Origin of the sequence: Streptomyces sp. Root431 (genome assembly GCF_001426585.1) — a bacterium.
Lineage (GTDB): Bacteria > Actinomycetota > Actinomycetes > Streptomycetales > Streptomycetaceae > Streptomyces > Streptomyces stackebrandtii.
In genome coordinates this window covers 24200-48085 of record NZ_LMEI01000001.1, presented here as the reverse complement: position 1 = coordinate 48085, position 23886 = coordinate 24200, and the positions used below count along the sequence as shown (strand labels likewise).

Annotated in this window: 18 protein-coding genes; 11 read left to right on the top strand and 7 right to left on the bottom strand. The window is 73.9% G+C overall.

What is annotated here, in order from left to right:
- Positions 1 to 57: 57 nt before the first annotated feature.
- From ASC82_RS00160 to ASC82_RS00135, 6 genes are all read right to left on the bottom strand, one after another.
- Positions 58 to 312 (bottom strand): acyl-CoA carboxylase epsilon subunit, encoded by a 255-nt coding sequence (locus ASC82_RS00160; RefSeq protein ID WP_056639648.1) that lies wholly within the window; start codon positions 310 to 312, stop codon positions 58 to 60.
- A gap of 134 nt (positions 313 to 446) precedes the next feature.
- The gene (locus ASC82_RS00155; protein ID WP_056639645.1) at positions 447 to 1379 is read right to left on the bottom strand and encodes a nucleotide disphospho-sugar-binding domain-containing protein; all 933 of its coding nucleotides are present in this window, start codon (positions 1377 to 1379) and stop codon (positions 447 to 449) included.
- A gap of 104 nt (positions 1380 to 1483) precedes the next feature.
- On the bottom strand, positions 1484 to 2260 hold the full coding sequence (locus ASC82_RS00150) for an AfsR/SARP family transcriptional regulator (RefSeq protein WP_056639641.1): 777 nt from the start codon (positions 2258 to 2260) through the stop codon (positions 1484 to 1486).
- A gap of 296 nt (positions 2261 to 2556) precedes the next feature.
- Positions 2557 to 3162 (bottom strand): response regulator transcription factor, encoded by a 606-nt coding sequence (locus ASC82_RS00145; protein ID WP_024758542.1) that lies wholly within the window; start codon positions 3160 to 3162, stop codon positions 2557 to 2559.
- Positions 3163 to 3370: 208 nt separating this feature from the next.
- Positions 3371 to 5572, bottom strand: a complete 2202-nt coding sequence (locus tag ASC82_RS00140) for a TOMM precursor leader peptide-binding protein (protein ID WP_056639638.1) — start codon at positions 5570 to 5572, stop codon at positions 3371 to 3373.
- Between the two features lie 37 nt (positions 5573 to 5609).
- Positions 5610 to 5927 carry a hypothetical protein gene (locus tag ASC82_RS00135; protein ID WP_056639635.1) on the bottom strand — a complete coding sequence of 106 codons (318 nt, stop codon included), beginning with the start codon at positions 5925 to 5927 and terminating at the stop codon, positions 5610 to 5612.
- Between the two features lie 505 nt (positions 5928 to 6432).
- On the opposite strand from ASC82_RS00135, the gene ASC82_RS00130 reads away from it, so the two are divergent.
- Positions 6433 to 7527, top strand: a complete 1095-nt coding sequence (locus ASC82_RS00130) for a histidine kinase (protein ID WP_157863414.1) — start codon at positions 6433 to 6435, stop codon at positions 7525 to 7527.
- A 38-nt stretch (positions 7528 to 7565) separates the two neighbouring features.
- Here ASC82_RS00130 and ASC82_RS00125 read toward each other — a convergent pair whose 3' ends face one another.
- Complete coding sequence (locus tag ASC82_RS00125; protein ID WP_056639629.1) at positions 7566 to 7916, bottom strand: DUF6059 family protein; 351 nt, start codon at positions 7914 to 7916, stop codon at positions 7566 to 7568.
- A 249-nt stretch (positions 7917 to 8165) separates the two neighbouring features.
- On the opposite strand from ASC82_RS00125, the gene ASC82_RS00120 reads away from it, so the two are divergent.
- The 10 genes from ASC82_RS00120 to ASC82_RS00075 all read left to right on the top strand — a co-directional run bounded on the left by ASC82_RS00120 (position 8166) and on the right by ASC82_RS00075 (position 23838).
- Positions 8166 to 8888: an alpha/beta hydrolase gene (locus ASC82_RS00120; RefSeq protein WP_056639626.1), complete on the top strand. Its 723-nt coding sequence runs from the start codon at positions 8166 to 8168 to the stop codon at positions 8886 to 8888.
- Between the two features lie 223 nt (positions 8889 to 9111).
- Positions 9112 to 10887 carry an acyl-CoA dehydrogenase gene (locus ASC82_RS00115; RefSeq protein ID WP_125747785.1) on the top strand — a complete coding sequence of 592 codons (1776 nt, stop codon included), beginning with the start codon at positions 9112 to 9114 and terminating at the stop codon, positions 10885 to 10887.
- Entirely contained in the window at positions 10884 to 11786 is a 903-nt protein-coding gene (locus ASC82_RS00110) for a 4'-phosphopantetheinyl transferase superfamily protein (RefSeq protein ID WP_056639620.1), read from the top strand. Before ASC82_RS00115 ends, ASC82_RS00110 begins: the two co-directional genes overlap by 4 nt.
- Positions 11787 to 11978: 192 nt before the next feature.
- A complete protein-coding gene (locus ASC82_RS00105; RefSeq protein WP_024758534.1) occupies positions 11979 to 12239 on the top strand; it encodes an acyl carrier protein in 261 nt (86 codons plus the stop codon).
- Complete coding sequence (locus ASC82_RS00100) at positions 12236 to 13288, top strand: 3-oxoacyl-ACP synthase III family protein (RefSeq protein ID WP_056639618.1); 1053 nt, start codon at positions 12236 to 12238, stop codon at positions 13286 to 13288. The genes ASC82_RS00105 and ASC82_RS00100 overlap by 4 nt, the downstream gene beginning before the upstream one ends.
- Positions 13288 to 15156: an HAD-IIIC family phosphatase gene (locus tag ASC82_RS00095; RefSeq protein WP_056639615.1), complete on the top strand. Its 1869-nt coding sequence runs from the start codon at positions 13288 to 13290 to the stop codon at positions 15154 to 15156. The genes ASC82_RS00100 and ASC82_RS00095 overlap by 1 nt, the downstream gene beginning before the upstream one ends.
- Complete coding sequence (locus tag ASC82_RS00090; protein ID WP_079038948.1) at positions 15146 to 15439, top strand: phosphopantetheine-binding protein; 294 nt, start codon at positions 15146 to 15148, stop codon at positions 15437 to 15439. Before ASC82_RS00095 ends, ASC82_RS00090 begins: the two co-directional genes overlap by 11 nt.
- Positions 15436 to 16191: a 2-oxo acid dehydrogenase subunit E2 gene (locus tag ASC82_RS00085; RefSeq protein WP_024758530.1), complete on the top strand. Its 756-nt coding sequence runs from the start codon at positions 15436 to 15438 to the stop codon at positions 16189 to 16191. Before ASC82_RS00090 ends, ASC82_RS00085 begins: the two co-directional genes overlap by 4 nt.
- On the top strand, positions 16188 to 17507 hold the full coding sequence (locus tag ASC82_RS00080; protein ID WP_079038947.1) for an FAD-dependent oxidoreductase: 1320 nt from the start codon (positions 16188 to 16190) through the stop codon (positions 17505 to 17507). The genes ASC82_RS00085 and ASC82_RS00080 overlap by 4 nt, the downstream gene beginning before the upstream one ends.
- Positions 17500 to 23838, top strand: coding sequence for a type I polyketide synthase (locus ASC82_RS00075; protein WP_079038946.1), 6339 nt, complete (start codon positions 17500 to 17502; stop codon positions 23836 to 23838). Before ASC82_RS00080 ends, ASC82_RS00075 begins: the two co-directional genes overlap by 8 nt.
- Positions 23839 to 23886 lie beyond the last annotated feature (48 nt).

Here is a 23886-nt window from a genome sequence, read left to right as displayed (position 1 = left end):
GTACGGGATGTGAGGGCATCCCGTACGGCGCGCACGCGTATGTGGCCGTCCGGCCGGTCAGCGGCCGCGGGGCACCGAGCGCCAGGAGCCCGCCGCCTGCGAGCTGTGCGACCTGCTCCAGCGCGCCGCGCGGTCGGCGCCGGTGCTCTGCGGGCGGGGCGGCTCGCGGTGCAGGGTCGCGAGCAGGGCGGCCGTCACGGCGGCGACCTCCTCCGGCGTGGGGTTGCCGTTGATGATCCGCAGGGGGCGGACCGGCGTGGCGGTGGAATCCGCCGGGTGCGGCGGAAGCGGGAACGGGGTCGATGCGCTCATGGCGGTGGCCTCCAGTGGGGAGGGGCGGGGCCCCTCGGACGGGCGGACGGACGGTCGGTGTGCCGGGCGGGGCCTCAGCCAGATGTACGGGGCCCGGCGGGACGGCAGGTGTACGGGGCGGGGCCGGACGCCCTCTATCGGGCGGCGAGGTCCTCCAGGCGGCCGGCGAAGGCCTCGGGCGAGGGCAGGGCGGCGATCGCGGAGCGCAGCCGCTGGGCGGTCGCCAACGCCCGGCCGCCGTAGAGGAGGTCGGCGAGATGGCGGCGCAGCCGCAGCGAACTCCCGGTCTCCCGGGGATCCTCGGCGGCGACGAGCCGGCGGCCCGCGCCGATCCGGTCCAACCGGTCGCCGGCCGGGCGTTGGTCGGAGATCACCAGCTGCGTGACGCCGTGGGCCGCGGCCTCCAGGGTCACGTCCGGGCCGCCCTCGTGGGCGACGGCCACGCAGGTGGCCAGGACCGGTCCGAGCAACTCCGGTTCAGCGAACCGGACCTGGGGGCCGAGTGCGTCACCGAGGCGTGCCCGCTCGGCGGCGGGGACCAGGGCGATCACCTCGACGTCCAGGCCGCGCGCGGCCCGGGCGACGAGGTGCAGCCGCTCGGGCGACCAGCTCTGCGGCGAACCGGAGGGTCCCGGCCGCAGACACACCCGCAGCAGGTGATGCGGCTCGCGCAGTTGATACGGCAACTGCCCGGCGTGGCAGGTGGGCTGGCGTACGGACAGGGCGTCCGCTTCGCCGCCGGCGTCGGCGCCGTCGCGCAGCCCCGGCGGGCAGGGGTCGATGCGGACCGGTGCCGGTCCGTCGGCGCTCCGGTGGTCGAGCGGCGTCCACCGCACGACGCGCGCGCCACGGCGGGACTCGGCCGCCGCGCCGTCCTCCGCCGACACCACCAGGTCGGGGTGCCAGCCGGGGCCGGGCGGCGACGTGCCGCGCAGCGCCGCGGAGACGGGGGTGCCGGGCGGGCCGGCCGTGCGGACCTCGTGGCCCGCGGCCGCGCAGGCCTGTGCGGCGGCCGTCATCGCGAGCAGGTGCGAGACGGAGTGCCGCGCGGTGAACAGGACACGCATGGGTTCGCCCTCCGGCCGCGCCGTGCGCACCTTTGCGCACGCTCTTGCGACCAGGGGACCCCCAGGCGGTCCAGCCTCGTTAGGGGGACGCTGGAGTCCGGACGTCAGGCGAGGTGGGAGCCCTGCCCCGCGCGCTCCCGCAACTCCTGCCCGAGGCGCCGGAGGTCGGGCGAGGGAAGCAGTCCGAAGCGCTCGTCGAGGCGGGCCCTGACCGTCTCGTACACGGTCAGCGCGCCGGCCACGCGGCCGGAGCGGGCGAGCGCGGTCATCAGCAGCCCGTGCAGCGCCTCGTGGTGCGGGTGCTCCTCGACCAGGGCGGACAGCTCGGGCAGCAGCCGCTCCCCGGCGCCGAGCCGCACCTCGGCGGTCAGGCACCGCTCCAGGACGTCCGTACGGCTCTGCTCAAGGCGCATCGCTTCGAGGCCGAGGGCGGGACCGTCCTGGACGCCGTCGAGCGCGGGCCCCTTCCAGAGGGCGAGGGCCTCCCGGAAGCGGGCGGCCGCGGCCGTGTCGTCGCCGGTCTCGAAGGCCGACTGCCCCTGGGCGCACAGCCGGTCGTAGGCGTGGACGTCCACCGTGCCCTCGTCGGCCAGGAGGGCGTAGCTGCCGGGGCGGGTCACGAGGACGTCCCGGGCGGCGCGCGGGTCCTTCAGGGCCTGGCCGATGTAGTTGCGGAGCTGGAGCACGTACGTCTGGACCGTGATGTGCGCCTTGGGGGCGGCGGCCGGGCCCCACACCTCGTCGACGACGGCGGAGACCGGGACGGCCTGGCCGGCGTGGAGGGCGAGCAGCGCCAGGATCCGGCGGGGCTTGCGGGCGCTCGGGGTGATCGGCACGCCGGCGATGGCAGCGGAGAACGGGCCCAGCATGTCGATCCTCATCGATGCCTCCTCCTCGTCGTGGGTTCCACCGTCGCACGCGCCCGTGCCGGGGGACCAGTGAGACCGAAACAGGCCAAGGGTGAACCGTGCCCGGCCACACCGTGACGGATTCACGGTCCGGGCCCAGGCTCCTGGCTCAGGTCCCGGCTCACGGTCCGGGTCCACGCTCCCGGCTCAGGTCCCGGCCCACGTTCCCGGCCCACGTTCCCGGCCCACGTTCCCGGCCCACGTTCCCGGCTCAGGTCCCGACTCGCGGTCCGGGTCCACGCTCCCGGCTCACGCCCGCGGCGAGGGGTTCACAGCCAGCCGGAGGTCTGCGCGATCCTGATGGCGTCCACGCGGTTGCGGGCCCCGAGCTTGTAGACGACGGCCGTGAGGTAGTTCCGGACGGTGCCGGCCGAGAGGTAGAGCGCGCCGGCGATCTCGTCGACGTCGTCGCCCTCGGCCGCGAGCCGCAGGACGTCCGCCTCGCGCGGGGTGAGCGGCGACTCGGCGGCGCCCAGCGCGGCGAGCATCAGCTGCGGGTCGAAGACGCGCTCGCCCTTGGCGATGGCACGGATCGCCTCGGCGAGCCGGCCCGGCTCCGCGTCCTTCAGGAGGAAGCCGCACACCTGCGCGTCCAGGGCCCGGCGCAGATTGCCGGGCCTGCCCAGGCTGGTGAGGATCAGCACCTTGGCACCGGCCCCCCGCCGGTGCAGGGCCTCGGCCGCCGCGATGCCGTCGACACCGGGCAGTTCGATGTCGAGGACGGCCACGTCGGGCTTCAGCTCCTCGACGCGCGGCACGATCTCGGTGCCGGTCTCCAGCTCGGCGACCACCTCGATGTCGGGCTCCAGGGAAATCAGTTCCACCAGAGCACGGCGCAGCATGCGCATGTCTTCGGCGATCAGGATCCTGATCAAGCTTCGTTCCACCCCCGCGGACTCCGTGGACATTCGTGCGCACTCGCACGACGGGGATGGAGCGTACTGGCTATTTTCGATTGCCGCGCGGGCGGGGACGGCCCGATGTGTACGACGACGGAGGCGGCCGTGGAGCTGCCGCCTCCGTCGTCGTCCAGAGTTCACACGAACTTCAAGAGGTACTGATGAGTAGCCTGTTCCGCCGGTCTCAGAGGAACAGCGGGACCGGGTTGAGCTCCTCGTACGGGGTCGGGGCGGACCGTCTGCCGAGGCTCACGGGCACGTCGAAGAGACGGCCGGGGGCGAAGCGGTCCCAGAAGTGGCGCATGCCGGGCACGATCACCTTGACCACCGGCAGCCCGACGTCCGGGCGGGTCTGGTCGAGGACGAGGAGCTCCAGGCCGCGCTCGCGCACCGCCGCCCCGATCGCGGCGACGTCGTCGCGGAGGTCGGTGCGCGGGGCGTACGCGAAGTCGCCGGGGCCGCGCAGCGGGGCCTGCTGATCGGGCAGCAGGTAGGGGTGGGCCGCCGTGGTGGCCGTCCGCCACCAGTGCAGCAGCCGCTCGTCCCGGCAGCCGTATCCGGTGCCGTCGGCCCGGACCTCGGCCACGGCCGGCATCATCTGGTTCGCCTCGGCCAGCGCGCGGCAGAGCGCGACCTTCGGGTCGAAGTGCGCGCCGAAGCCGAAGAGGATGTCCTCGGCGGGCTTGTCGGTGCGCCGCGTGACGGCGGCGAAGGTCGGGATCCCGAAGTCGGCGGTCACGTCGAGGACCCACACCTCGCGGCCGAGCGAGGCGTGCAGCTCCCGCATCCGGCCGATCCAGGGCTCGTCGAAGGCGTCGAGGTCGACGGCGGCGTGCCGGGTGCGGTTGTACCACCAGAGGGCGACCGCGTCCCGCTCGACCAGTTCCAGGAAGCCCTGGACGATCGCGTCCTCCGTGCTGCTGCCTGCGGCGTTGCCGTTCGAGTCGGCGCGGACGTGGCCGAGGCCGGGGGTGCGCGGGGCGTCGAAGTAGAGCAGCGCGGTGGGCAGCAGCCGGTGCTCGCCGCGGGTCAGCGACCAGACCGGGGTCCAGTCGACGGGCGCGTCCTCGTCGAAGGGCTCCATGCCCTGACGGGGGTCGTACAGCTGGCAGTCGGCGGGGTGGACGGCCCGGTCCGCGACCTCGCGCCAGCTCGCCCGTACGACCGGCTCGTCGCCCTCGTACATGCCGGAGTGCCGCTCCAGGGACTCGCACAGGGCGCCGACCCGGGCGTCGAGCTCGGTCATGCCCTTGCCGCCGCTCTCGCTGCGGAGCTCGGAGGCGGGGCCGGTCAGGCCGCGCGGCCCCCGGGCGTGGTTGTGGCCGGCGCGGAAGGAGTTGAGCCCGGCGGGGCCGCGGGTGTCGCGCTGCACGGCCTTGACGACGCCGGTGATGGGGCTGATGAGGTGCTCGTACCGCCGGAGGGTCTGCTCGGCGGTGGCGGAGCGGTGGCCCGAGCCGGTGAGGTCGGCCTTGGGGCGGGAGGTCACGGTGACGGGGGCGAGGACCCGGCGGGCCACGAGGCCGGGGTCGCCGCACCCGGAGCACTGCGGGCGGGCCCGCAGCGGGTGCACCCGGGTCGTGAGGCTGAAGGTGTCGAAGGTGAGGACGCCGTCCTGGCCGGGGTGGCGGTGCCCGCCCAGCCACTTCACGCACTCCGCGACGGCGAGCTGGTTGCCGAGGAGGAGGCTCGCGGGCGTCTCGGCCGGCGGGTGCGCGACCGGGCGGCCCAGGGCGCGGCGCAGGTGCGTCTCGGCGCCGCGGTGGCCGGAGAGCCGGTGGGACAGGCACTGCCAGCAGGGGCCGTCGCCGGGCCGGAACAGCGGTCCGATCCAGGGGGTGGTGCCGTGCGGTTTCGCGAGCAGCCAGGGCGTGCCCGCGGCGCGCTGCTCGGCGTCGACCTCGGCTAGCTCGGGGTCGAGGTAGTTGTCGCAGACGACGAGGGTGAGGTCGGCGGGGGCGTCGGCATCGTCGTCGGTGGCTTCCCTCACCAGCAGGCCCGAGGCGGTGCAGGCCTGCTCGGCGGACCGGGCGTCGGCGCCGCCGACCGCCCGGACCCGTACGGTCGAGAGGGATAACGGGCCGGGGGCGCCGGCCAGTTCCCAGTAGGCGGCGGCCGCGGCCGCCGTGGGGGTCGCCCGCACCGGGTCGCGGTTCAGGAGATCGGCCTCGTTGAGACGGCCGATCGCCAGGGCGACATCCGTGGGCGAGCAGTGGGGAGAGGCGTCGGCGACGAGGGACCTGAAGTCCCTGGTGCCGTCGAGGAGCGGTGCGACGACCGCGACCCGCGCGTCGTCGAAGGCGGTGATGCCCCGTTCGGAGATGACGTACGTCGCTTCACCGGGCACGACCTCGGCCCGCAGATGCTCCTTGAACCCCATGCGCATGCGTGTGCCCCTCCCCTGACATGTCGGACGTACGGATTCAGTGACCGGCCGGGGAGAGCGGAGCCAGGGCGGCGGCGGGCAGGGCGCGGATGCAGAGGGTCAGCAGGGTGGTGCCGTCGGGGGCTATCGCCGCGTACTCCTCGGTGACGCCGCCGAGCCCGGTGGGGGCGGGGATGGCCGGGGCGGTGGCGCCCTCGTCGAGGGCGATGCCGGACTCCTTGAGGACCGCGTCCGGGTCGCTGGCGTAGCGGGCGGCGAACGCCGGGTCCACGAAGGTGTGGAGCATCAGCTCGGCGAAGGCCAGCTCCTGCTCGATCGAGCCGATCTCCAGGGCCGTGATGACAGACTTGTTCATGGCAACTCCCGTGATGTCAGCGGTTGGTGAGGCCGTGATTTGCTCGATAGGAGTAGACGAAACTTCGCGACTTCTTCACAAGTGATCGCTTCACCCTCACCAGCATGAGATTTTCACCACGGTGACAAATCGCTTGAGTCGGGAGATCGTCCCGCGACCCGGACATGCGGACGCCCATAATCCGGCCACGGAGCGACATGAACCGGATCCGTGTGGTTATGATCCGGCCATGGGTGGCCCCGGGGGAGGGGCCGACAGGGGGCTGGATCCGATGACAGCACAGGGCGCCTCTCGCCTGAGACTCACCTCGCTGCGGCCGGGTGCCACAGAACGGTCCGGTGGCAAAAGGGAGTTGTCGGCCATCAGTTCAGCCGCTCCCGCGCCCGGAATCGCCAATGTCCTGGTAGCGGTGGTGTTCCTCGGCTACTTGCTGATGCAGGCCGTCAACGTCCTCGAAGCCCAGCCGGGGAGGTCGGAGCTGACTGCCTGTCTCACCATTCCACCGGTGCTGGCCGCTCTCCAGTACGTGCACTTCGCACCGCATCTCGCGCGTCTGAGGCAGCGGCTGCATCCGTGGTCCCTGATCCTCCAGGCGCTGGTCACCTTCGTGCCGTTCGCGCTCTTCGGATGGCACTGGGGAGGCATGGCCGGCTTTCTCGCCGGATCGTTCCTCCTTCGGCTCTCGCCGGTCCTGGGCTGGACGCTCTACGGACTCACCGTGGCCGGCGTGATGGCGATCTCCGCGACCGAGCAGCTGCGGCCCGTCGACATCGCCTACATGGGCGTCTCGACCGCCCTCACCGGCCTCGTCCTGTACTCCATGGCCCGGCTCGCGATGCTGGCCACCGCCATCCACGACTCGCGCGGCGAGCTCGCCCGCATGGCCGTCGCCAGGGAGCGGCTCCGGTTCGCCCGGGACCTGCACGACCTGCTCGGCTACAGCCTCTCGTCCATCACGCTGAAGAACGAGCTGATCCAGCGGCTGATCATCAGCAACCCGCAGCGCGCCTGCGAGGAGGTCACCGAGGTCCTCGTGATCTCCCGGCAGGCCCTGGCGGACGTCCGCGAAGTGGCCCGCGGCTACCGGGACATGTCGCTCCTCGTCGAGGCCGAATCCGCCGGGTCCGTGCTGAAGGCGGCCGGCATCAGGTCCGAGATCGAGGTGGACTGCACGGGGCTCTCGTCGATCGCGAACACGATCCTGGCGACCGTGCTGCGCGAGGGCGTCACCAACGTCCTGCGGCACAGCCAGCCCCGTACCTGCTCCATCACGACCAGTACGGATCCCGAGCGGAAGGGATTCGTCCGCCTGGAGATCGTCAACGACGGGGTGGGGCAGCGGGGGCTCGTCGACTCCGACAGCACCGGCACCGGCCTCACCAACCTGGCGGCGCGGGCCGCCGCCGTGGGAGGCCGGCTGCACAGCGGCGTGGACACCGGGGGCTCCACCTTCCGGCTCGTCGTCGCGGTCCCGGCCGACGCGGCCGCCGTGAAGGACGGTTTAGCCCTCCTGACCGAGGATCCAGGAGCGGCGGAGTGCTGCCCCGAGCCCCCTGCGGCGGAGCGGCGCTCCACCCTGGAGTCCCGGCGCAGTGCCTGACCCCGACCGGGAGGCGGCCGGTCACCGGGAAGAGGCCGTCACACGCCCCTCAACTCCCGGGCCAGCCGCAGCTCCACCTCGCTGAGCGGCACCTCGAAGCAGAGCCGCTCCGGATGGCCGGGCGGCGGGCCGGGCGTCCTGGACGCCGGTACGGGCACGGGCACGGTTGCCGGCGTGGGTACGGGCACGGGTGCGGGCGCCGGTACGGCGGCGGGCGCGGCCGCGGTGCCCGCCTCCGGACCGTGGTCCTCGCCCTCCCCGTACACGATCCGCCGCACCTGGTCCTCGGGGAGCGGCAGCCACATGGACCCGAAGGCCACCAAGGCCCGGTAGACGCCCCTGGCCACCCGTACGGCGTGTCCCAGGGCGCGGTTCGGCACTCCGTCCACCGCTCCTCCTCCGCTCGTGGGCGGCGGCCGGGCCCTAGGGCCGCCGCCGTCCCCGGAGCGTCGTCCCGGCCGCTCACGTCCCGCTCGAACCCGGGTGGAACGGCGGCGAATCGGCGTCGCTTCAGCGGAAGTGACCGACGACTCCGACGAGATTCGAGCGAGCGGTGTCAGCATGCCCCCCAGGGGTCGTCCTGCCGTGAGCCGCCGGACACCTTCAGGACAGGCCGTGGCCGCCGAGAGGAGTGAGGGATGGCCCTGCGCGACACCCGTCGGGGGCCCGTGCCCGCGAGCGGTCGGGACCCGGTCTGGTGGAGCGGCGGGCTCGATCCCGCACGGCCGCTGGTGCTCGTCGTCGGCGGGGCCCTGGGCGGCGGCCCCGAGTGCGCGCCCCTCCTCGGCCGGCTCGTCGACCACGGCCACGCGGTGGCCGCCGTACGCCTGCCCCGGCCCGTGCCCTGCACGGAGTGCACCGCGGCCTCCGTCTCCCGGCTGATCGACGGCCACGCCCACACCGCCGACACCCGGCGGACCCGCGTCATCGGCTTCGACCTCGGCGGACGCCCCGCGCTGACCGCCGCCGCGAGCGACCGCCGGATCGCCTCCGTCCACCTCGTCGGCGCCCCCGTCTCCCGGCTCTTCGAGGAGCCCGACCGGATCCTCGGCCTCCCCCCGGCGACGGTCGACGCGCTGGTCGCCGCCACCGGGGCGGCGGGCGGCGAGCAGCTCCCGTACCTCCTCGGAGGCCTGGCGCTGCGCCCGGAGCAGCTGTACGAGATCCGGGGGACGGTGTGGGTCGGCCACGCCCCCGACGACCCGCTCACCACGCCGCAGGACCTGGCCCTGCTCAAACTGACCCTGGAGAGCTCCGTGTTCCATGACCTCGGCGCGACCGGGGGGACGGCACCGCGCGGCGCGACCGTGCACCGCTGGCTGGCCGACGGGATCCGCAGGGCGGGTTCGCCGACGCGCTGACACGAGCGGCCGGCTGACACGAGCGGCCGGCTGACACGAGCGGCCGGCCGGCGCGAGCGGCTCGGCCGGCACGAGCGGGCCGGCCCGTCGACACCCGTCCGTCGCGTGCCGTACCCCGAAGGGCCTCGTCCGGGTCGACTCCCGGTCAAGGCTGTCTCCAGCGTCTGTCGACAGGGTGCGAGGGATTGTCCGCCGATGCCCCCTCTGACGCCCTGGGGTGACCATGTACGAACCCGATGAACTGATCGCCGCCGCGCTAGGCGCCGATCCGCAGTGGCAGCCCGACCGGCTGACGCGCACCCGCGCCCGGGTGGCCGAGATCGAAGACGGTCTCGGCGATCCGTGGAGCCCCGACAACCCCGTCGGCCTCGCCGCCGTCCTCGCCGCCGACGACGCGGGGGAGAGCTCCGTCATCGGCATCCGGCGGTTCCAGAGCCTCGGCATGCCGGCCGAGACCGTGCCGGTGGACCTCGGCGGCCGGATGGCCGGCGTCGACCTCCTCGGCCTGGTCATGCGGCCGTTCTTCCGCCGCGACCCGGCCCTCGCCTTCAGCCACGGCTTCACGCCGTTCCTCGGCGCGCAGATGGTGTGGCTGAACGGCGACGCGCGCCAGCGCTCCCGGATGGCCAACGTCATCCTCCGCGGCGGCACGGTGGGCGTGGCCTGCCAGCGCTTCGAGCACGAGAGCGAGTTCCACGCCCAGGAGTTCACCGCCGCCTGGGCCGAGGACGGCATGCTGCGGCTGAACGGCCGCAAGGGAGCCATCAACAACGCCCACAACGCCGAGCTGATCGTCGGCTTCGTCTCGACCGGCGACGGCGCCACCGACTACTCGATCCTGATGTTCGACCCGGCGTCCGTCCCGCCCGCGCACGTCCGCGCGCTGCCCCGGCACCGTACGACCGGGGTCCGCGGACTCCAGGCCGCCGGTCTCGAGTTCGTGAACTGCCCGCTGCCCGGCGAGTCCCTCGTCGGCACCTGGGGCGACGGGGTGGCGCTCAGCCTGCGCGCCTACCCGGCCGTGCACGCGGCCTTCCCCTCCATGGCCATCGGCCTCGCCGACACCGCCCTGCGGGCCGCCGTGCGCGCCGCCCAGGAACGCGACCTCGGCACCCAGGGCGTGGTGGGCGACGCCTCGGCGCGCTCCGCGCTCGCCGGTACGTTCGCGGACCTGCTGATCGGGGACTGCCTGTCCCTGACGGCGGGCCGCTCCACGCACCTGCTGCCCGAGCAGTGCGACGTGCTGGCCGCGGTCACCAAGTACATCGTCCCGAAGATCGTCGGCGAGGCGCTCTACGACCTGTCGGCGGTGATGGGCGACGCCTTCCACGCGGAGAGCGGGCACGACGCCGTCTTCCGCAAGCAGCTCCGCGACCTGTCCACCATCACCTTCGGGCACGTCAGCAGCGCCATCTGCCAGTCCGTCATCGCGCCCTACCTGCCGGCCCTGGCGGTCGCCGACCCGGACGCGGCCGCCACGCCCGCCGAGCTGTTCCGCCTGGAGGCGCCGCTGCCTCCGCTCGACGGCGAGCGGCTCTCCGGCTTCGGCGGCGGCGACGGGCTCCTCGACTACCTCGGGCACGCCGCCCGCCGGCTGCCCGCCGCGCTCACCGGCCACCCGCACGGCGAGCTCCTCACCGGCCTCGTGGCCGGGCTGTGCGCCGAGGCCGACGAGATACGGCGCGAGGCCGCCGGGCTCGCCGACGACGAGGACGGGCTGCTGTTCGACACGCGGACCTTCCCGCTCAGCGAGCGGTACGCGCTGCTGCTCGCCGCCTCGGCCTGCGTGGGCGTCTGGCTCAACGCGGGCGTCGGCCCGGACGAGTTCCTCGACGAACCCACCTGGCTCGTCCTCGCCCTGCACCGGCTGCTGCGGCGCGTCGGCCGGTCCGTACCGCCGCTGCCCCGCGAGATCGAGACCCGCCTCTGCGAGGAGGTCCTGGCGCGGGTGCGCGTGCCGCAGAGCCTCGACCTGTTCCGTACCGGACTCGCCGGATGAGCACTGCCGAGAGAAACGCGGTCGTCGCCGACCGGGACTTCCCGCCCGCGCCGAGCCGCGTCGGCGGCCCGGCCGGGCCGTGGGGGAACCTGCTGCGCGACCTGGAGGGCTCCGGCTTCGGCATGGTGCACGCCTCGCTCGACGAGTGGCGCACCCAGCTGCCGCCGGAGGAGGAGCGCAGGGAGATCCTCGGCCGGGACTGGGAGCGGTACAGCAAGCTCGCCGGCACCCACCTGAGGGAACGATTCTTCGCCACCCGCATGCTCATCCGGCACACCGCCGCCGTCGCCCTCGGCACGGAACCGTACTCCCTGGAGCTGCGGTACGGGCTCAACGGCCGCGTCCACCTCCGGGGCTACGACCAGATCGACGTCAGCCTCAGCCACACCGCCGACCTGCTCCTCTGCGGCATCACCTCCCTCGGCGTCGTCGGCATCGACACCGAACCGGCCACGCGCCGGCTCAGCGGCCAGGACGTCGAGCGGCTGATGTGCACCGAACCGGAACGCCGGCGGATCGCCCGCACCCCCGAGGCGGAGCGCAACGGGCGGCTCCTCAGCCTCTGGACCCTGAAGGAGGCCTACAGCAAGGCCCTGGGGCAGGGACTGCGCTTCCCCTTCACCGAGTTCGGCTTCCGCGTCGACGGCGACGACGGCGACGCCAGGGAGCGCGGCGACGGCGGCGAACGCGCCGGGCCCGGGCACGCCCGGCTCGAACGCGCCGACGGCACCCTCGTCGAGGACCACACCTGGCGGTTCGCCACCTGCCCCGTGCCAGGAGGCCACGTCGCCGCCGTCGCCCTCCAGGACACCCGCCGCTCCGGCCGGCCCGACACCCGGGCCAGCACCGCCCTCAACCGCCAGATCCTGGCCGCCATCAAGCGGTCCAGGCCCGCCTGACCTGGATCTACCTGCACTCAAGGGGTCGTCGAGTCACCCCCGCCATGGTTAAGGAGCCGGTGGGGCCTCCTCGGGATCCGAGGGGGTTTCACACCGCAGGCGCCCGGGTCGGGGCAGCCGGCCACAAGCCCGCTGCCCCGCCCCCGACGCGCCGGAGCGGATGAATCTGCCGTGGTGAAGGGGTAATTGACGATGGCACAACTCACCCTGCGGGAGCTGGGCGAGATCCTTCTCGAGTTCCAGGACCGGGAGTCGCCGGGAGTCCTCGACACCGGCAGCCTCGACGTCGTCTTCCAGGACCTGGGGTACGACTCGCTGGCGCTGCTCCAGACCACCGGCCGTATCCAACGCGAGTACGGCGTCGAACTGGACCGGGACGGGGTGGCCTCGGCGGAGACGCCGCGCGCACTGCTCGACCTGGTCAACACCACATTGACTGGAGCGACGGCATGAGGCTCACCGGATTCAGCGAAGTGCTGCCGGGCGAACCCGTCACCAATCGGGACATGGCCGAGCGGTTCGGCCTGCACGAGAAGTGGCTGGACATGATGACGGGGAACCGGACCCGCTACTTCTGCGCGGCCGACTCCCCACCCTCCGTACCCAAGAGCACCGGCGACCTCGCCGTCGCCGCGGCCACCGCGGCCCTCGCGGACGCCGACGTGGACGTCGCCTCACTCGACTTCCTCGTCCTGACCACCGCCTCCCCCGACCACCTGATGCCGGCCACCGTCAACCTGGTCGCCGACCGCATCGGGCTCAACGACGTCCCCACCTTCCAGCTCATGTCGGGCTGCGCCGGCGCCCTCACCGGCCTCTACACCGCCCGCGCGCTCCTCGCCTCCGGGCTCCGCCGCGGCCTCGTCATCGGCGCCGACACCTGCCTCAACTTCTTCCCCTCCAGCGGGCAGATCGAGTCCATGTCGCCCGCCGAGCTCATCAACTTCGCGCTCTTCGGCGACGGCGCCGGCGCGGCCGTCGTCGACGCCGACCCGGACGGCCCCGGCCTCCTCGTCGAGCACCTCTTCCTGCGGACCACCGGCATGGGGCGCAAGCCCGCGCAGATCGCCCGCTGGTTCGGCGTCGAGGGCGCCCCGCTCCTCGACGGGCCCGAAGGACCGCACCGCGAGTCCTGGGGCGAGGAGGACTACAAGGCCATCGAGCACCACGTGCCCGAGCACGCCGAGTCCATCTTCAAGGAGCTCACCGCCGAGACCGGCTGGCAGCTCGACGAGGTCGAGCACGTCCTCCTCCCGCAGCTCAACGGCGTGATGACGGACTCCATCCGCAAGCGCCTCGGCGTCCGCCCCGAACAGGCCGTCAACTGCGTCGCCGACACCGGCAACAACGGCAACGCCGTCCCCTTCATCCAGCTCAACCGGGCGATGCGCCGCATCCGCTCCGGCCTCGGCGTCGAAGGACGGCTCCTCGTCGCCAACGTCGAGTCCTCCAAGTGGATCACCTCGGGCCTCGCGCTGCGCCACCAGAACGGAGCCCGGTGATGACCGGCGACGCCCTCACCGCACTCCGCGCCCTCAAGCGCGCGGGCATCGCGGACTCCGCCGACCGCGTCCCCGGCCTCCTCCGCTCCCTCGACGACGCCCTCGACCGCGAGGCCGCCGGCATGCTCCTCGGCGGCAAGGCCGTCCGGGCCGCGCTCGCCTCCACCGGCCGGTACGCGCCCGTGGCCCTCGGGCTGCTCGCGAGCTCCACCGTGGACGCACTGCCCCACCTGCTGACGGCCGCGCTCCTCGAAGAGGGCGTCCAGCCCGAGACCGCCACCACCGGCTTCAACCAGTGGCGGTTCGAGATCCTCTCCGGCGCCCCGAACCTCAAGGAGCCCGCCCCCGCCGTCACCGCCTGCCTCCTCGACGACACCGCCGTCTTCGAGAAGGTCGCCGACCCGCTGGACGCCGCCGAGGTGGAGGCCCGGTGCGCCGCGCTCCCCGCCGAGCTCGACGCCTGGCTGACGGCCTTCGAGGGCGCGCCCGGCGGCGTCGCCGTACTCAACACCCTGCCGCTGTCGGCGCTGCGCCGCGACCGGTACGTCGACTACGCCACCAAGGCCCGCGTCGAAGCGGCCTGGCACCGGATGAACGCCGGCATCCTCGACCTCGCCGGCCGCCCGAACGTCGTGGTGCTCGCCACGGACAGCCTCGCCGCACGCGCCGGCTCGCTCGCCGCCACCGACCGGATGCGGCACATCGCGGGCCACGCCTGGAGCGAGGAGTTCCTCGACGCGTACGCCCGCGAGGTCGCCCGGGTCGTCCTGGCCCGCCTCGGCCGCGCCCGCAAGTGCCTCGTCCTCGACCTCGACCACACCCTGTGGGGCGGCGTCGTCGGCGACGACGGCATCCCCGCCCTGAAGATCGGCGGCTCCTTCCCGGGCTCCGCCCACGCCGAACTCCAGGCCCTCGCCAAGGACCTGTCCCGGCAGGGCGTCCTGCTCACGGTCTGCTCCAAGAACGACGACTCCGTCGCCCGCGAGGCCGTGGCCACCCACCCCGACATGGTCCTCGGCCCCGACCACTTCTCCGCCTTCCGCGCGAACTGGGACCCGAAGCCCGGCAACATCGCCTCGCTCGCCGCCGAGCTCAACATCGGCACCGACTCGATGGTCTTCGTCGACGACAACCCGGCCGAGCGCGGCCTCATGGAGGCCCAGCGCCCCGAGGTCGCGGTCGTCGCCCTGCCGGACGACCCGGCCGGGTACGCCTCCGCCGTCGCCCGCGCCGGCCTGTTCAACCAGTTCGCCCTCACCGACGAGGACCGCGTCCGGGGCTCGCTCTACCGGGCCCGCGCCCAGCGCGACGAACTGCGGCAGACCGCCGTCAGCGTCGAGGACTACCTCCGGGAGCTGGCCACCGAGATCACCGTCGAGGAGTACGGGACGCTCAACGGCGGCCGCATCACCCAGCTCTTCGGCAAGACCAACCAGTTCAACCTGACCGGCATCCGCTACGGGGCCGACGAGGTCGCCCGGCGCGTCGAGACCGGCCGGGCCGCCTTCTTCGGCGTCCGGGCCACGGACGCCTTCGGCGACAACGGACTCGTCGGCGCCCTGGCCCTCGTGCGGGAGACCGACGGCGACTGGACGGTCGAGAACTTCGTCCTGTCCTGCCGGGTCTTCTCCCGCTCCATCGAACAGACCGTCGTCGGCCTGGTGCTGCGCGCCGCCCGCGACGCCGGGGCACCCGGCGTCCGCGGCAAGCACGTGCCCACGGCCAAGAACGGCCGCTTCGCGGACTTCTACCCCGCCCTCGGATTCACCGGGCAGGACGGCGACTTCCGCCACGACCTCACTCAACTCGCCGAACTGCCCGACTGGGTGGCGGTCGGCACCGGCGAAGGGAAGTTCCATGCCCCCTGAGGCGAACCCCAACGGGCCCTCCGAGCACGACCGGGACGCCGCCGTGGCGACCGTCGTCGAGGCCGTCGCGCAGCTGCTCGACGTCGACGAGGACACCCTCGCCCTCGACGCCCCGCTCCAGTCCATCGACGGCTGGGACTCGGTCAACGAGCTGCGGATCCTCGTCTACCTGGAGCGCGAGCTCGGCGCCCCGCTCGACTACGACCGGTTCACCGCCGCCGAGACCCTCGCCGACCTGGCGTCCCTCGTCGCCGACACCGAGGCCGCCGGAGCCCGGGCATGAGCGCCGTCACCTCGCCGCTGCCCGCCGCCCGCAAGCAGACGTACGTCTTCCTCGAGGACGCCCGGCGCACCTCCCACGTCTATCTGATGACCGAGGTCGACGCCACCGCGCTGCGGGCCGCCCGGGCCCGCGCCGCCACCCCCGTCAGCTACGTCAGCTACGTCGTCAAGGCCACCGCCGACGTCCTCGCCGACTACCCCGACGCCCGCGCCGTCATCCTCGGCGGCCGCTCGCCGAAGCTGACCACCTCGCCCGAGGTCCACGCCAAGGTGCTCTTCGACAAGACCGTCGAGGGCCAGCGCTGCGTCGTCTCCGGCATCGTGCGGGACGTCCAGGCCCTCGACGTGACCGCCGTCCAGTCCGCCATCGACCACTACAAGACGGCGGACGTCGACGACCAGGGCCCCTTCGCGAACATCAAGCGGCTCCAGCGACTGCCCCTGCCGGCCTTCCGCGCCGTCTACCGGACGATGATGCGCAACCCCGTCCGCCGGGCCGCCCTCCAGGGCACCTTCGCCGTGACCTCCATCGGCCACGAGCAGGTCGGCGCGATCCTGCCGCTCATCACCGGAACGCTCGGCCTGGGCGTCGGCCACATCGCCGACGCCCCCGTGGTGCGCGACGGCGCCGTCGCCGTCGCCCCCGTCTTCACCCTCTCGCTCGTCTTCGACCACCGCGTACTCGACGGCGCGATGGCCGCCGAAATCCTCGCGGGCATCAAGAACCGCCTGGACAACTGGGAGTTGGCATGACCGAATCCGACCGCCGGGACAGCTCCGCCGGAATACCGGACGAGACCGACGTACTGATCGTCGGAGGAGGCCCGGCCGGCTCCCTGCTCGCCTGCCTGCTCGCCCGCCGCGGCATCCGTACCGTCCTCGTGGAGAAGCAGACCAGCCTGGAGCGCAGCTTCCGCGGCGAGACGATCGCCGCGCCGTCGGTGGCCTCGCTCAACCAGTTGGGCTTCGGCCCGGCCCTGCGCGAGCACGGCTTCCTGGAGACCACCGCCGTCACCACGATCGCCGAGCAGCGGCCCGTACTGCGCGTCGACTACTCCAAGTTCGCCGGCCTGCCGCTGCCCATCGACATCCCGCAGCCCGCGCTGATCCGCATCTTCAACCGCGCCACCGCCGAACTCCCGGGCCACGTCTACCTCTCCGGCTGGTCCTTCGCCACCCTCGTCGAGGAGGCCGGCACCGTCCGCGGCGCCGTCCTGACCCGGCGCGGCGAGAAGGTCTCCGTCCGCGCCCGGATCGTCATCGGCGCCGACGGCCGCTTCTCCAAGGTCCGCAAGGCCTCCGGTCTCGTCGCCGACGTCCAGCCGATGGCCCGCGACTTCCTCTCCTTCCTGGTGCCCCGCCCGCCGGAGTGGGGCAGCGAGGCCCAGCTCGTCATCGAGGGCGACCGCCACCTCGTGGTCCTGCCGACCTTCCCCGACTCCCTGCGCATCGGGCACAACCTGCCCAAGCGCGGCCTCGGGGACCTGCGGGCCGCCGGCTTCGAGTCCTTCAAGCGCGGCATCATGGCGATCTCCCCGCAGCTCGCCCCGCTCGTCGACGAGCACCTCCACACCTGGGACGACACCGGCTTCCTGGAGATCTTCACCGCCGAGCTGGAGGAGTGGGCCCGCGACGGCCTGCTGCTCATCGGCGACGCCTCGCACACCGCCACCCCGATCCTCGGCCAGGGCGTCAACCTCGCGATGCAGGACGCCATCACCATCGTCCCGGTGATCGCCGCCTCGCTCGCCAAGGGCGGTCAGGACAAGGTCGTCACCAAGGCCGAGCTCGCCGACTTCGTCGCCAAGCGCCGCGCCCACAAGATCCACGTCACCGGCTTCCAGCGGATGCAGGAGGGCCTCCTCGCCATCGGCGACCCGCGCGGCATCCGGCTCCGCCGCCTCCGCTTCCGGCTCCTCAACTCGCTCCCCGGCAAGTACCGGATCTTCAACAAGGTCATCAACGCCCGGCACGACATCGACCCCGTCGACCTCGCCGCCGCACGGAACGCCCCGGCGCCCGCCCCCGCCGCCGCGAGCCCGATCCTTCAGGAGGCGAGCCGTGACTGACCTGCCACAGAACAGCGACGGGCACGGCGACCCCCGGCGGGACATCGCGATCGTCGGCATGGCCGGCCGGTTCCCCGGCGCCCCCGACGTCGACCGCTACTGGAAGCTCCTGATGGCGGGGGAGGAGGCGGTACGCCCCGTACCGCCCGAGCGCTGGGACACCTCCGTCCAGCTCGACCCCGTCAAGAAGATCCCCGGCATCGCCGGACTCGTCGACGGCGTCGACCAGTTCGACCCCGGCTTCTTCGGCATCTCGCCGCGCGAGGCCGAGGAGCTCGACCCGCAGCAGCGCCTCATGCTGGAGGTCGGCTGGCAGACCCTGGAGGACGCGGGCATCCCCGCCTCCACGGTCCGCGGCACCCGTACCGGCGTCTACGTCGGCGCCCTCTGGCACGACTACGAGCTGGCCCGCAAGGAGCGCGGGGTCCAGACGACCCAGCACAGCGCCGTCGGCAACGGCCTCGACATCGTCGCCGCCCGCCTCTCGTACTTCCTCGGTCTGAGCGGCCCCAGCCTCGTCGTCCAGACGGGCTGCTCCTCCGGCCTCGTCGCCCTGGACCTCGCCGTCGCCGCCCTGCGCTCCGGCGACCTCGAAGGCGCCTTCGTCGGCGGCGTCAACCTGATCCTGATGCCCGACAACTCCATCGGCCTCACCCACTTCGGCGGCCTGTCGCCGGACGGCCACTGCCGGGCGTTCTCCGCCCAGGCCAACGGCTTCGTCCGCGGCGAGGGCGCCATCAGCCTCTACCTCAAGCGGCTCGACACGGCCCTCGCCGACGGCGACCGCATCCACGGCGTCATCGTCAACAGCGCCGTCAACAACGACGGCGGCGGCCACAGCCTGGTCTCCCCGAACGTCGAGGCCCAGACCGAACTGCTCCGCCGGGTCTACGCCGAAGCGGACGTCCACCCCGACCGCCTCCGCTACGTCGAGGCGCACGGCACCGGCACCCTGCGCGGCGACCCGATCGAGGCCGAGGCCCTCGGCACGGCGCTCGGCACCGCGCGCAGCGCCGAGGCCGGCCCCCTCCTCATCGGCTCGGCCAAGTCGAACATCGGCCACCTGGAGGCGGCGGCCGGCCTCGCCGGCATCGTCAAGACCGTCCTCGCCCTCAAGCACCGGACGATCCCGCGCACCCTCCACGCCGAGGAGCTCAACCCGAACATCCCCTTCGGCGAGCTGAACCTCGCGGTCGCCAACGAGGCCGCCGAACTCCCTGCCGACGGGACCTGGTTCGCGGGCGTCAACTCCTTCGGCTGGGGCGGCACCAACGCCCACGTCGTGCTCCGCACGCCCCCGGCGCAGGCCGCCCCGGCCGACGAGCCGCAGGTCTCCGCCCCGCTGCTCCTTCCGCTCACCGGACACAGCGACGCGGCCCTGCGGCAGCGGGCCGCCGACGTGCTCGACGCCCTGCCCGAGGGCGTCACGGCGTCCGAGGCGGTCGCGCTCGCCGCGACCCTCGGCCGGGAGCGCGACCACTTCGCCGCCCGCACCGCCGTCGTCGCCGAGGACCCCGCCGAACTCCGCGACCGGCTGGCCAAGTTCGTCGCCGAGCCCGAGGCCGAGCTGCCCGGCACCTTCACCGGGCGCGCCAAGGAGCGCGGCAAGGTCGCCTTCGTCCTGCCCGGCCAGGGCTCCCAGTGGGCCGGCATGGGGCAGGCACTCTACGAGCGGTCCCCGGTCTTCGCCGAGACCGTACGGCGCTGCGCCGAGGCCCTGCGCCCGTACATCTCCTGGGACCTGGAGGCCGTCCTCTCCGGCGCCGCCGGCGAGGAGTGGCTCGACCACAACGACCAGGTCCAGCCCACCCTGTGGGCCATGTCCATCGGCATCGCCGAGCTGTGGCGGGCCGCCGGCGTCGAGCCCGACGTCGTCGTCGGACACAGCCAGGGCGAGGTCACCGCCGCCACCATCGCGGGCCACCTCTCGTACGAGGACGGGGCGCGCATCATCGCGCTGCGCAGCGCGCTCGCCAAGCGGACCGCGGGCCGCGGCCGGATGCTCGCCGTCGACCTCGACGTCGAGGGCGCCCTCAAGGCGCTCGACGGCTTCGAGGACACCGTCTCCCTCGCCGTCAACAACGGACCCTCGTCCTGCGTGCTCTCCGGCGACACCGACTCCGTCCTCATGCTCCGCGAACTCCTGGAGGCCGACGGCACCTTCTGCCGCCTGGTCAACGTGGACTACGCCTCGCACTGCCACCACATGGACGAGCTCACCGACGAGCTGATCGAGGCGCTCGCCCCGATCCGCCCCCGGCGCGGCGCCGTCCCCCTGATGTCGACCGTCGTCGGCCGCGAGCTCGACGGCGACTCCCTCGACCCCGCCTACTGGGCGTCGAACCTGCGGCAGCCGGTGCTCTTCGCCGACGCCATGGGCAAGCTCCTCGACGCGGGCGTCACCCACGTCGTCGAGATCAGCCCCCACCCGGTGCTCTCCCCGGCCGTCGAGCAGCTGGCCGCCACCCGGCAGGAGCCGGTGGCCGTCCTCGGCAGCCTGCGCCGCCAGGAGGGCTCCCTCGGCGACTTCACGCAGGCGCTCGCCCGCGCCTACGTCCAGGGCGTCGCTCCCTTCGGCGCGCTGCCGGCCCGGCCGGGCGCCCCCGTGCCGGCCTACCCGTGGCAGCGCTCCCGCTTCTGGCTGCCGGACGCCGTGCGCCGTACGGCGGGACCCGGCGGGCTCGCCTTCGAGTTCGCGCCGGCCACCACCGAGCAGGACGTCCACGAGGGCCGCACCGAGCTGTCCCTGAACGACCTGCCGTGGCTGCGCGACCACCAGGTGTACGACGCCGTCGTGCTGCCCGGCGCCGCCATGCTGGCGCTCGCCGTCGCCGCCGCCCGGGCCCGTACCGGCGAGAATCCCGGCGCCCTGCACACCGTCCGGTTCCGCAGCGACCTCACCCTCACCGACGAGCCCGTCCGCCTCGGCGCGGTCTGGCGCGAGGACGGGGCCGCGTCGGCGGGCTTCACGCTCAGCTCGCTCGCCTCCGGGGCCGACGGCTGGACCCGGCACGCCACCGCCCGCGTCGGCGGCGACACCGCCCCCGACCTGCCCGCCTTCCCCGGTACGCCGGCGGACGCCCGGGACGTCGAGCCGGACGCCTTCTACGCGGCCTGCGGCGAGCGTGGCCTCAACTACGGTCCCGCCTTCCAGGGCCTGCGCACGCTGAGCGTCGCCGAGCGCGAGGCGCTCGCCGAGGTGCGGCTGCCGGACCGCTGCCTCGCCGGGGTCCGCCCGGGCGAGCTGCACCCCGCCCTGTGGGACGCGGCGCTCCAGGTCACCCTGGCCCTGCTGCCCGGCGACGCCACCGTCGTCCCCACCGCCGTCCGGCGCGTCGACTACGCCCTGCCGCGCGAGGCCCACGTCTCCGCGCTCCTGGCGCACGCCGTCCGCAACGACGACGACACCTTCGACCTGGTCTGCTACGACGAGGACGCCCGCCCGCTGCTGCGGATGGCCGGCCTCGCCTTCCAGGTCATCGACACGGCGACCGCCGAGGGCGTCGACCCGGCGCGCCTGCACCGCTTCGCCTTCCGGCCCGCCGAGGAGGCCCCCGAGGCCCCCGCCGCCGACCGCGCCCCCGGCCACTGGGTGGTCTGCGACGCCTCGGGTCAGGGCGCCCGGCTCGCCGCCGCGCTCACCGCGGCCGGCGCCAGCATCGACGTCCTGAAGGCCGACACGGCCGACACGGCCGACACGGCCGACACGGCCGACACGGCCGACACGGCCGGTCTCGCCGCCGCGCTGCGCGAGATCGACCGCGCCTCCGGCCTCGTCTTCCTCGCGCCCGGCGCCGACCGGGGCCTGGACGCGCAGCGCGCCGGCCTGCTCACCCTCGCCGCCACCGTCAAGGCCGTCACGGCGCTGCCCGTGCCGCCCCGGACGTTCGTCGTCACCGACGGCGCCCAGTCCGTACCGGCGGACGCCGCATCCGTACGCACGGACGCCGCACCCGACACGGCACCCGACCCGGGATCCGCCCTCTACTGGGGCTTCGGCCGGGTCCTGCGCCGCGAGCACCCCGAGCTCGCCGCCACCCTCCTCGATGTCCGCACCGGCGCCGAGGACTGGGCCGAGGCCTGCGCCCGGCAGCTGCTCGTCGCCGACGCGGAGGACCAGGTCGTCCTGCGCGGCACCGACCGCCACGTCGGCCGGGTCGTCCGCGGCGAGGAGACGGAGAGCACCGTCACCGCCCCCTGGGCCGGACCCGCCCAGCCGTTCCGGCTGAGCCCCGACGGCACCGGACTCTGGGAGGGCCTCGCCTTCCGCCCGCACGCCAGGACGGCGCCCGCCGCCGGACAGGTCGAGGTCGAGGTGACCGCCGCCGCCCTCAACTTCATCGACGTGATGAAGGCGATGGGCACCTACCCCGACACCTCCGCCGGAGCGGGCCTCATCGGCGGCGAGTGCGCCGGCGTGGTCGCCGCCGTCGGCCCCGGCGTCACCGGCCTCGCCGTCGGCGACCGGGTCGTCGCCTGCGGCTTCGGCGCCGTCGCCTCCCACCTGACCGTGCCCGCCGGGCACGTCAGGCCCGTCCCCGCGGCCCTGACCGACGCCGAGGCGGCCGGACTCCCGCTCGTCACCGCGACCGCCTGGTACGCGCTCGCCGAGCAGGCCCGCCTGGAGGCCGGCGAGACCGTCCTCATCCACTCGGCGGCCGGCGGCCTCGGCCTCGCCGCGGTCGGCGTCGCGAAGGCGCTCGGCGCCACCGTCATCGCCACCGCGGGCACCGAGTCCAAGCGCGCCGGACTGCGCGCCCTCGGCATCGACCACGTCTTCGACTCCCGGGACCTGTCCTGGGCCGACGACGTCGCCTGGGTCACCGGCGGACGGGGCGTGGACGTCGTCCTCAACTCGCTCTCCGGCGCCGCGATCGACCTCGGTCTCGCCGCCCTCGCCGAGGACGGCCGCTTCGTCGAGGTCGGCAAGCGGGACATCTACGCCTCCCGCACCATCGGCCTCCGAGACTTCGCCAAGGGCATCAGCTTCGCCGCCGTCGACGTCGCGGGACTCATCACCCGCCGCCCGGAGCGCTTCGCGAAGCTCCTGGACGCCGTGTGGCAGAAGGTCACCGACGGCACCCTGCCGCCGCTGCCCGTCACGCCGTACGCCTTCGACCGGGCCGCCGAGGTGCTGCGCACCATGGCGCGCGGCGAGCACACCGGCAAGCTGGTCCTCACCGAGCCCGGCCGGGTCACCGCCGTCGTACCGGAGCCGCTTCCCGAGGGGCGGCTGCGCCCCGACGCGAGCTACCTCCTCAGCGGCGGGCTCGGCGCGCTCGGCCTCTCCCTGGCCGAACACCTCGTGGAGCACGGCGCCCGCAGTCTCGTCCTGCTCGGCCGCTCCGCGCCCGGTGACGCGGCCCTGGCCCGGATCGGGGCGCTGCGGGAGCGCGGCGCCACCGTCACCACCTTCCCGGTGGACGTCGCCGACCGGGGAGGACTCGCCGCCGTCCTCGACCGCGTACGGGCCGAACTACCGCCGCTGCGCGGTGTGTTCCACGCCGCCGGTGTCCTGGACGACGCGGTCGTCGCCAACCTCACCGGCGCCCAGTTGGACAAGGTCCTGGCGCCCAAGGTGGACGGCGCCCGGCACCTGGACGCCCTCACCGAGGACGATCCGCTCGACCTGTTCGTCCTCTTCTCCTCGGTCGCCGGCCTCGTCGGCAACCCGGGACAGGCGGGCTACGCGGCCGGCAACGTCTTCATGGACGCCCTCGCCCAGGCCAGGCGGCACCGCGGCAGGCCCGCGCTCGCCGTCCAATGGGGCCCGTTCGCCGACATCGGCCTCGCCGCCGACGAGGCCATCCGCGGCGAACGCCTCGCCGACCACGGTATGACCGGCTTCACGGCCGCCGAGGGCTGGCAGGCGCTGTTCCACCTCCTGGACGCCCCTGGGCAGGTCGTGTCGTACGTCCCCCTGGACGCCCGGCACTGGTTCGACGCGTACCCGGAGACGGCCGCACAGCCCAGCTGGCGTGCCATCGCCGAGCTCGCCAAGGACGGCGCCACGGGCGCCGGCGGCGGCGCCGAGGAGTTCCTCGGACGGCTCCGCGGCTCCTCCGACACGGAGCGGCCCGTCCTCGTCGAGGGCAAGATCCGTGAACTCGCGGGCCGTGTACTGCGGCTCGAGGCGGGCTCCATCGACCGTGAAGCTCCTTTCAAGTCACTTGGGTTGGACTCACTGATGAGCCTGGAGCTGCGCAACCGCCTCGAAATGGCCTTCGGGATGAAGCTGTCGCCCACGCTGCTGTGGACCTACGGCACCACGGCGGCCCTCGCGGGAATGCTCACCGGACGTCTCGGCGGTACGGAAGACGCCCACCCGTAGGACGAGTGGAGCTCCGCCCGGCTCCTTGAAACCAGTCAGTACGACATG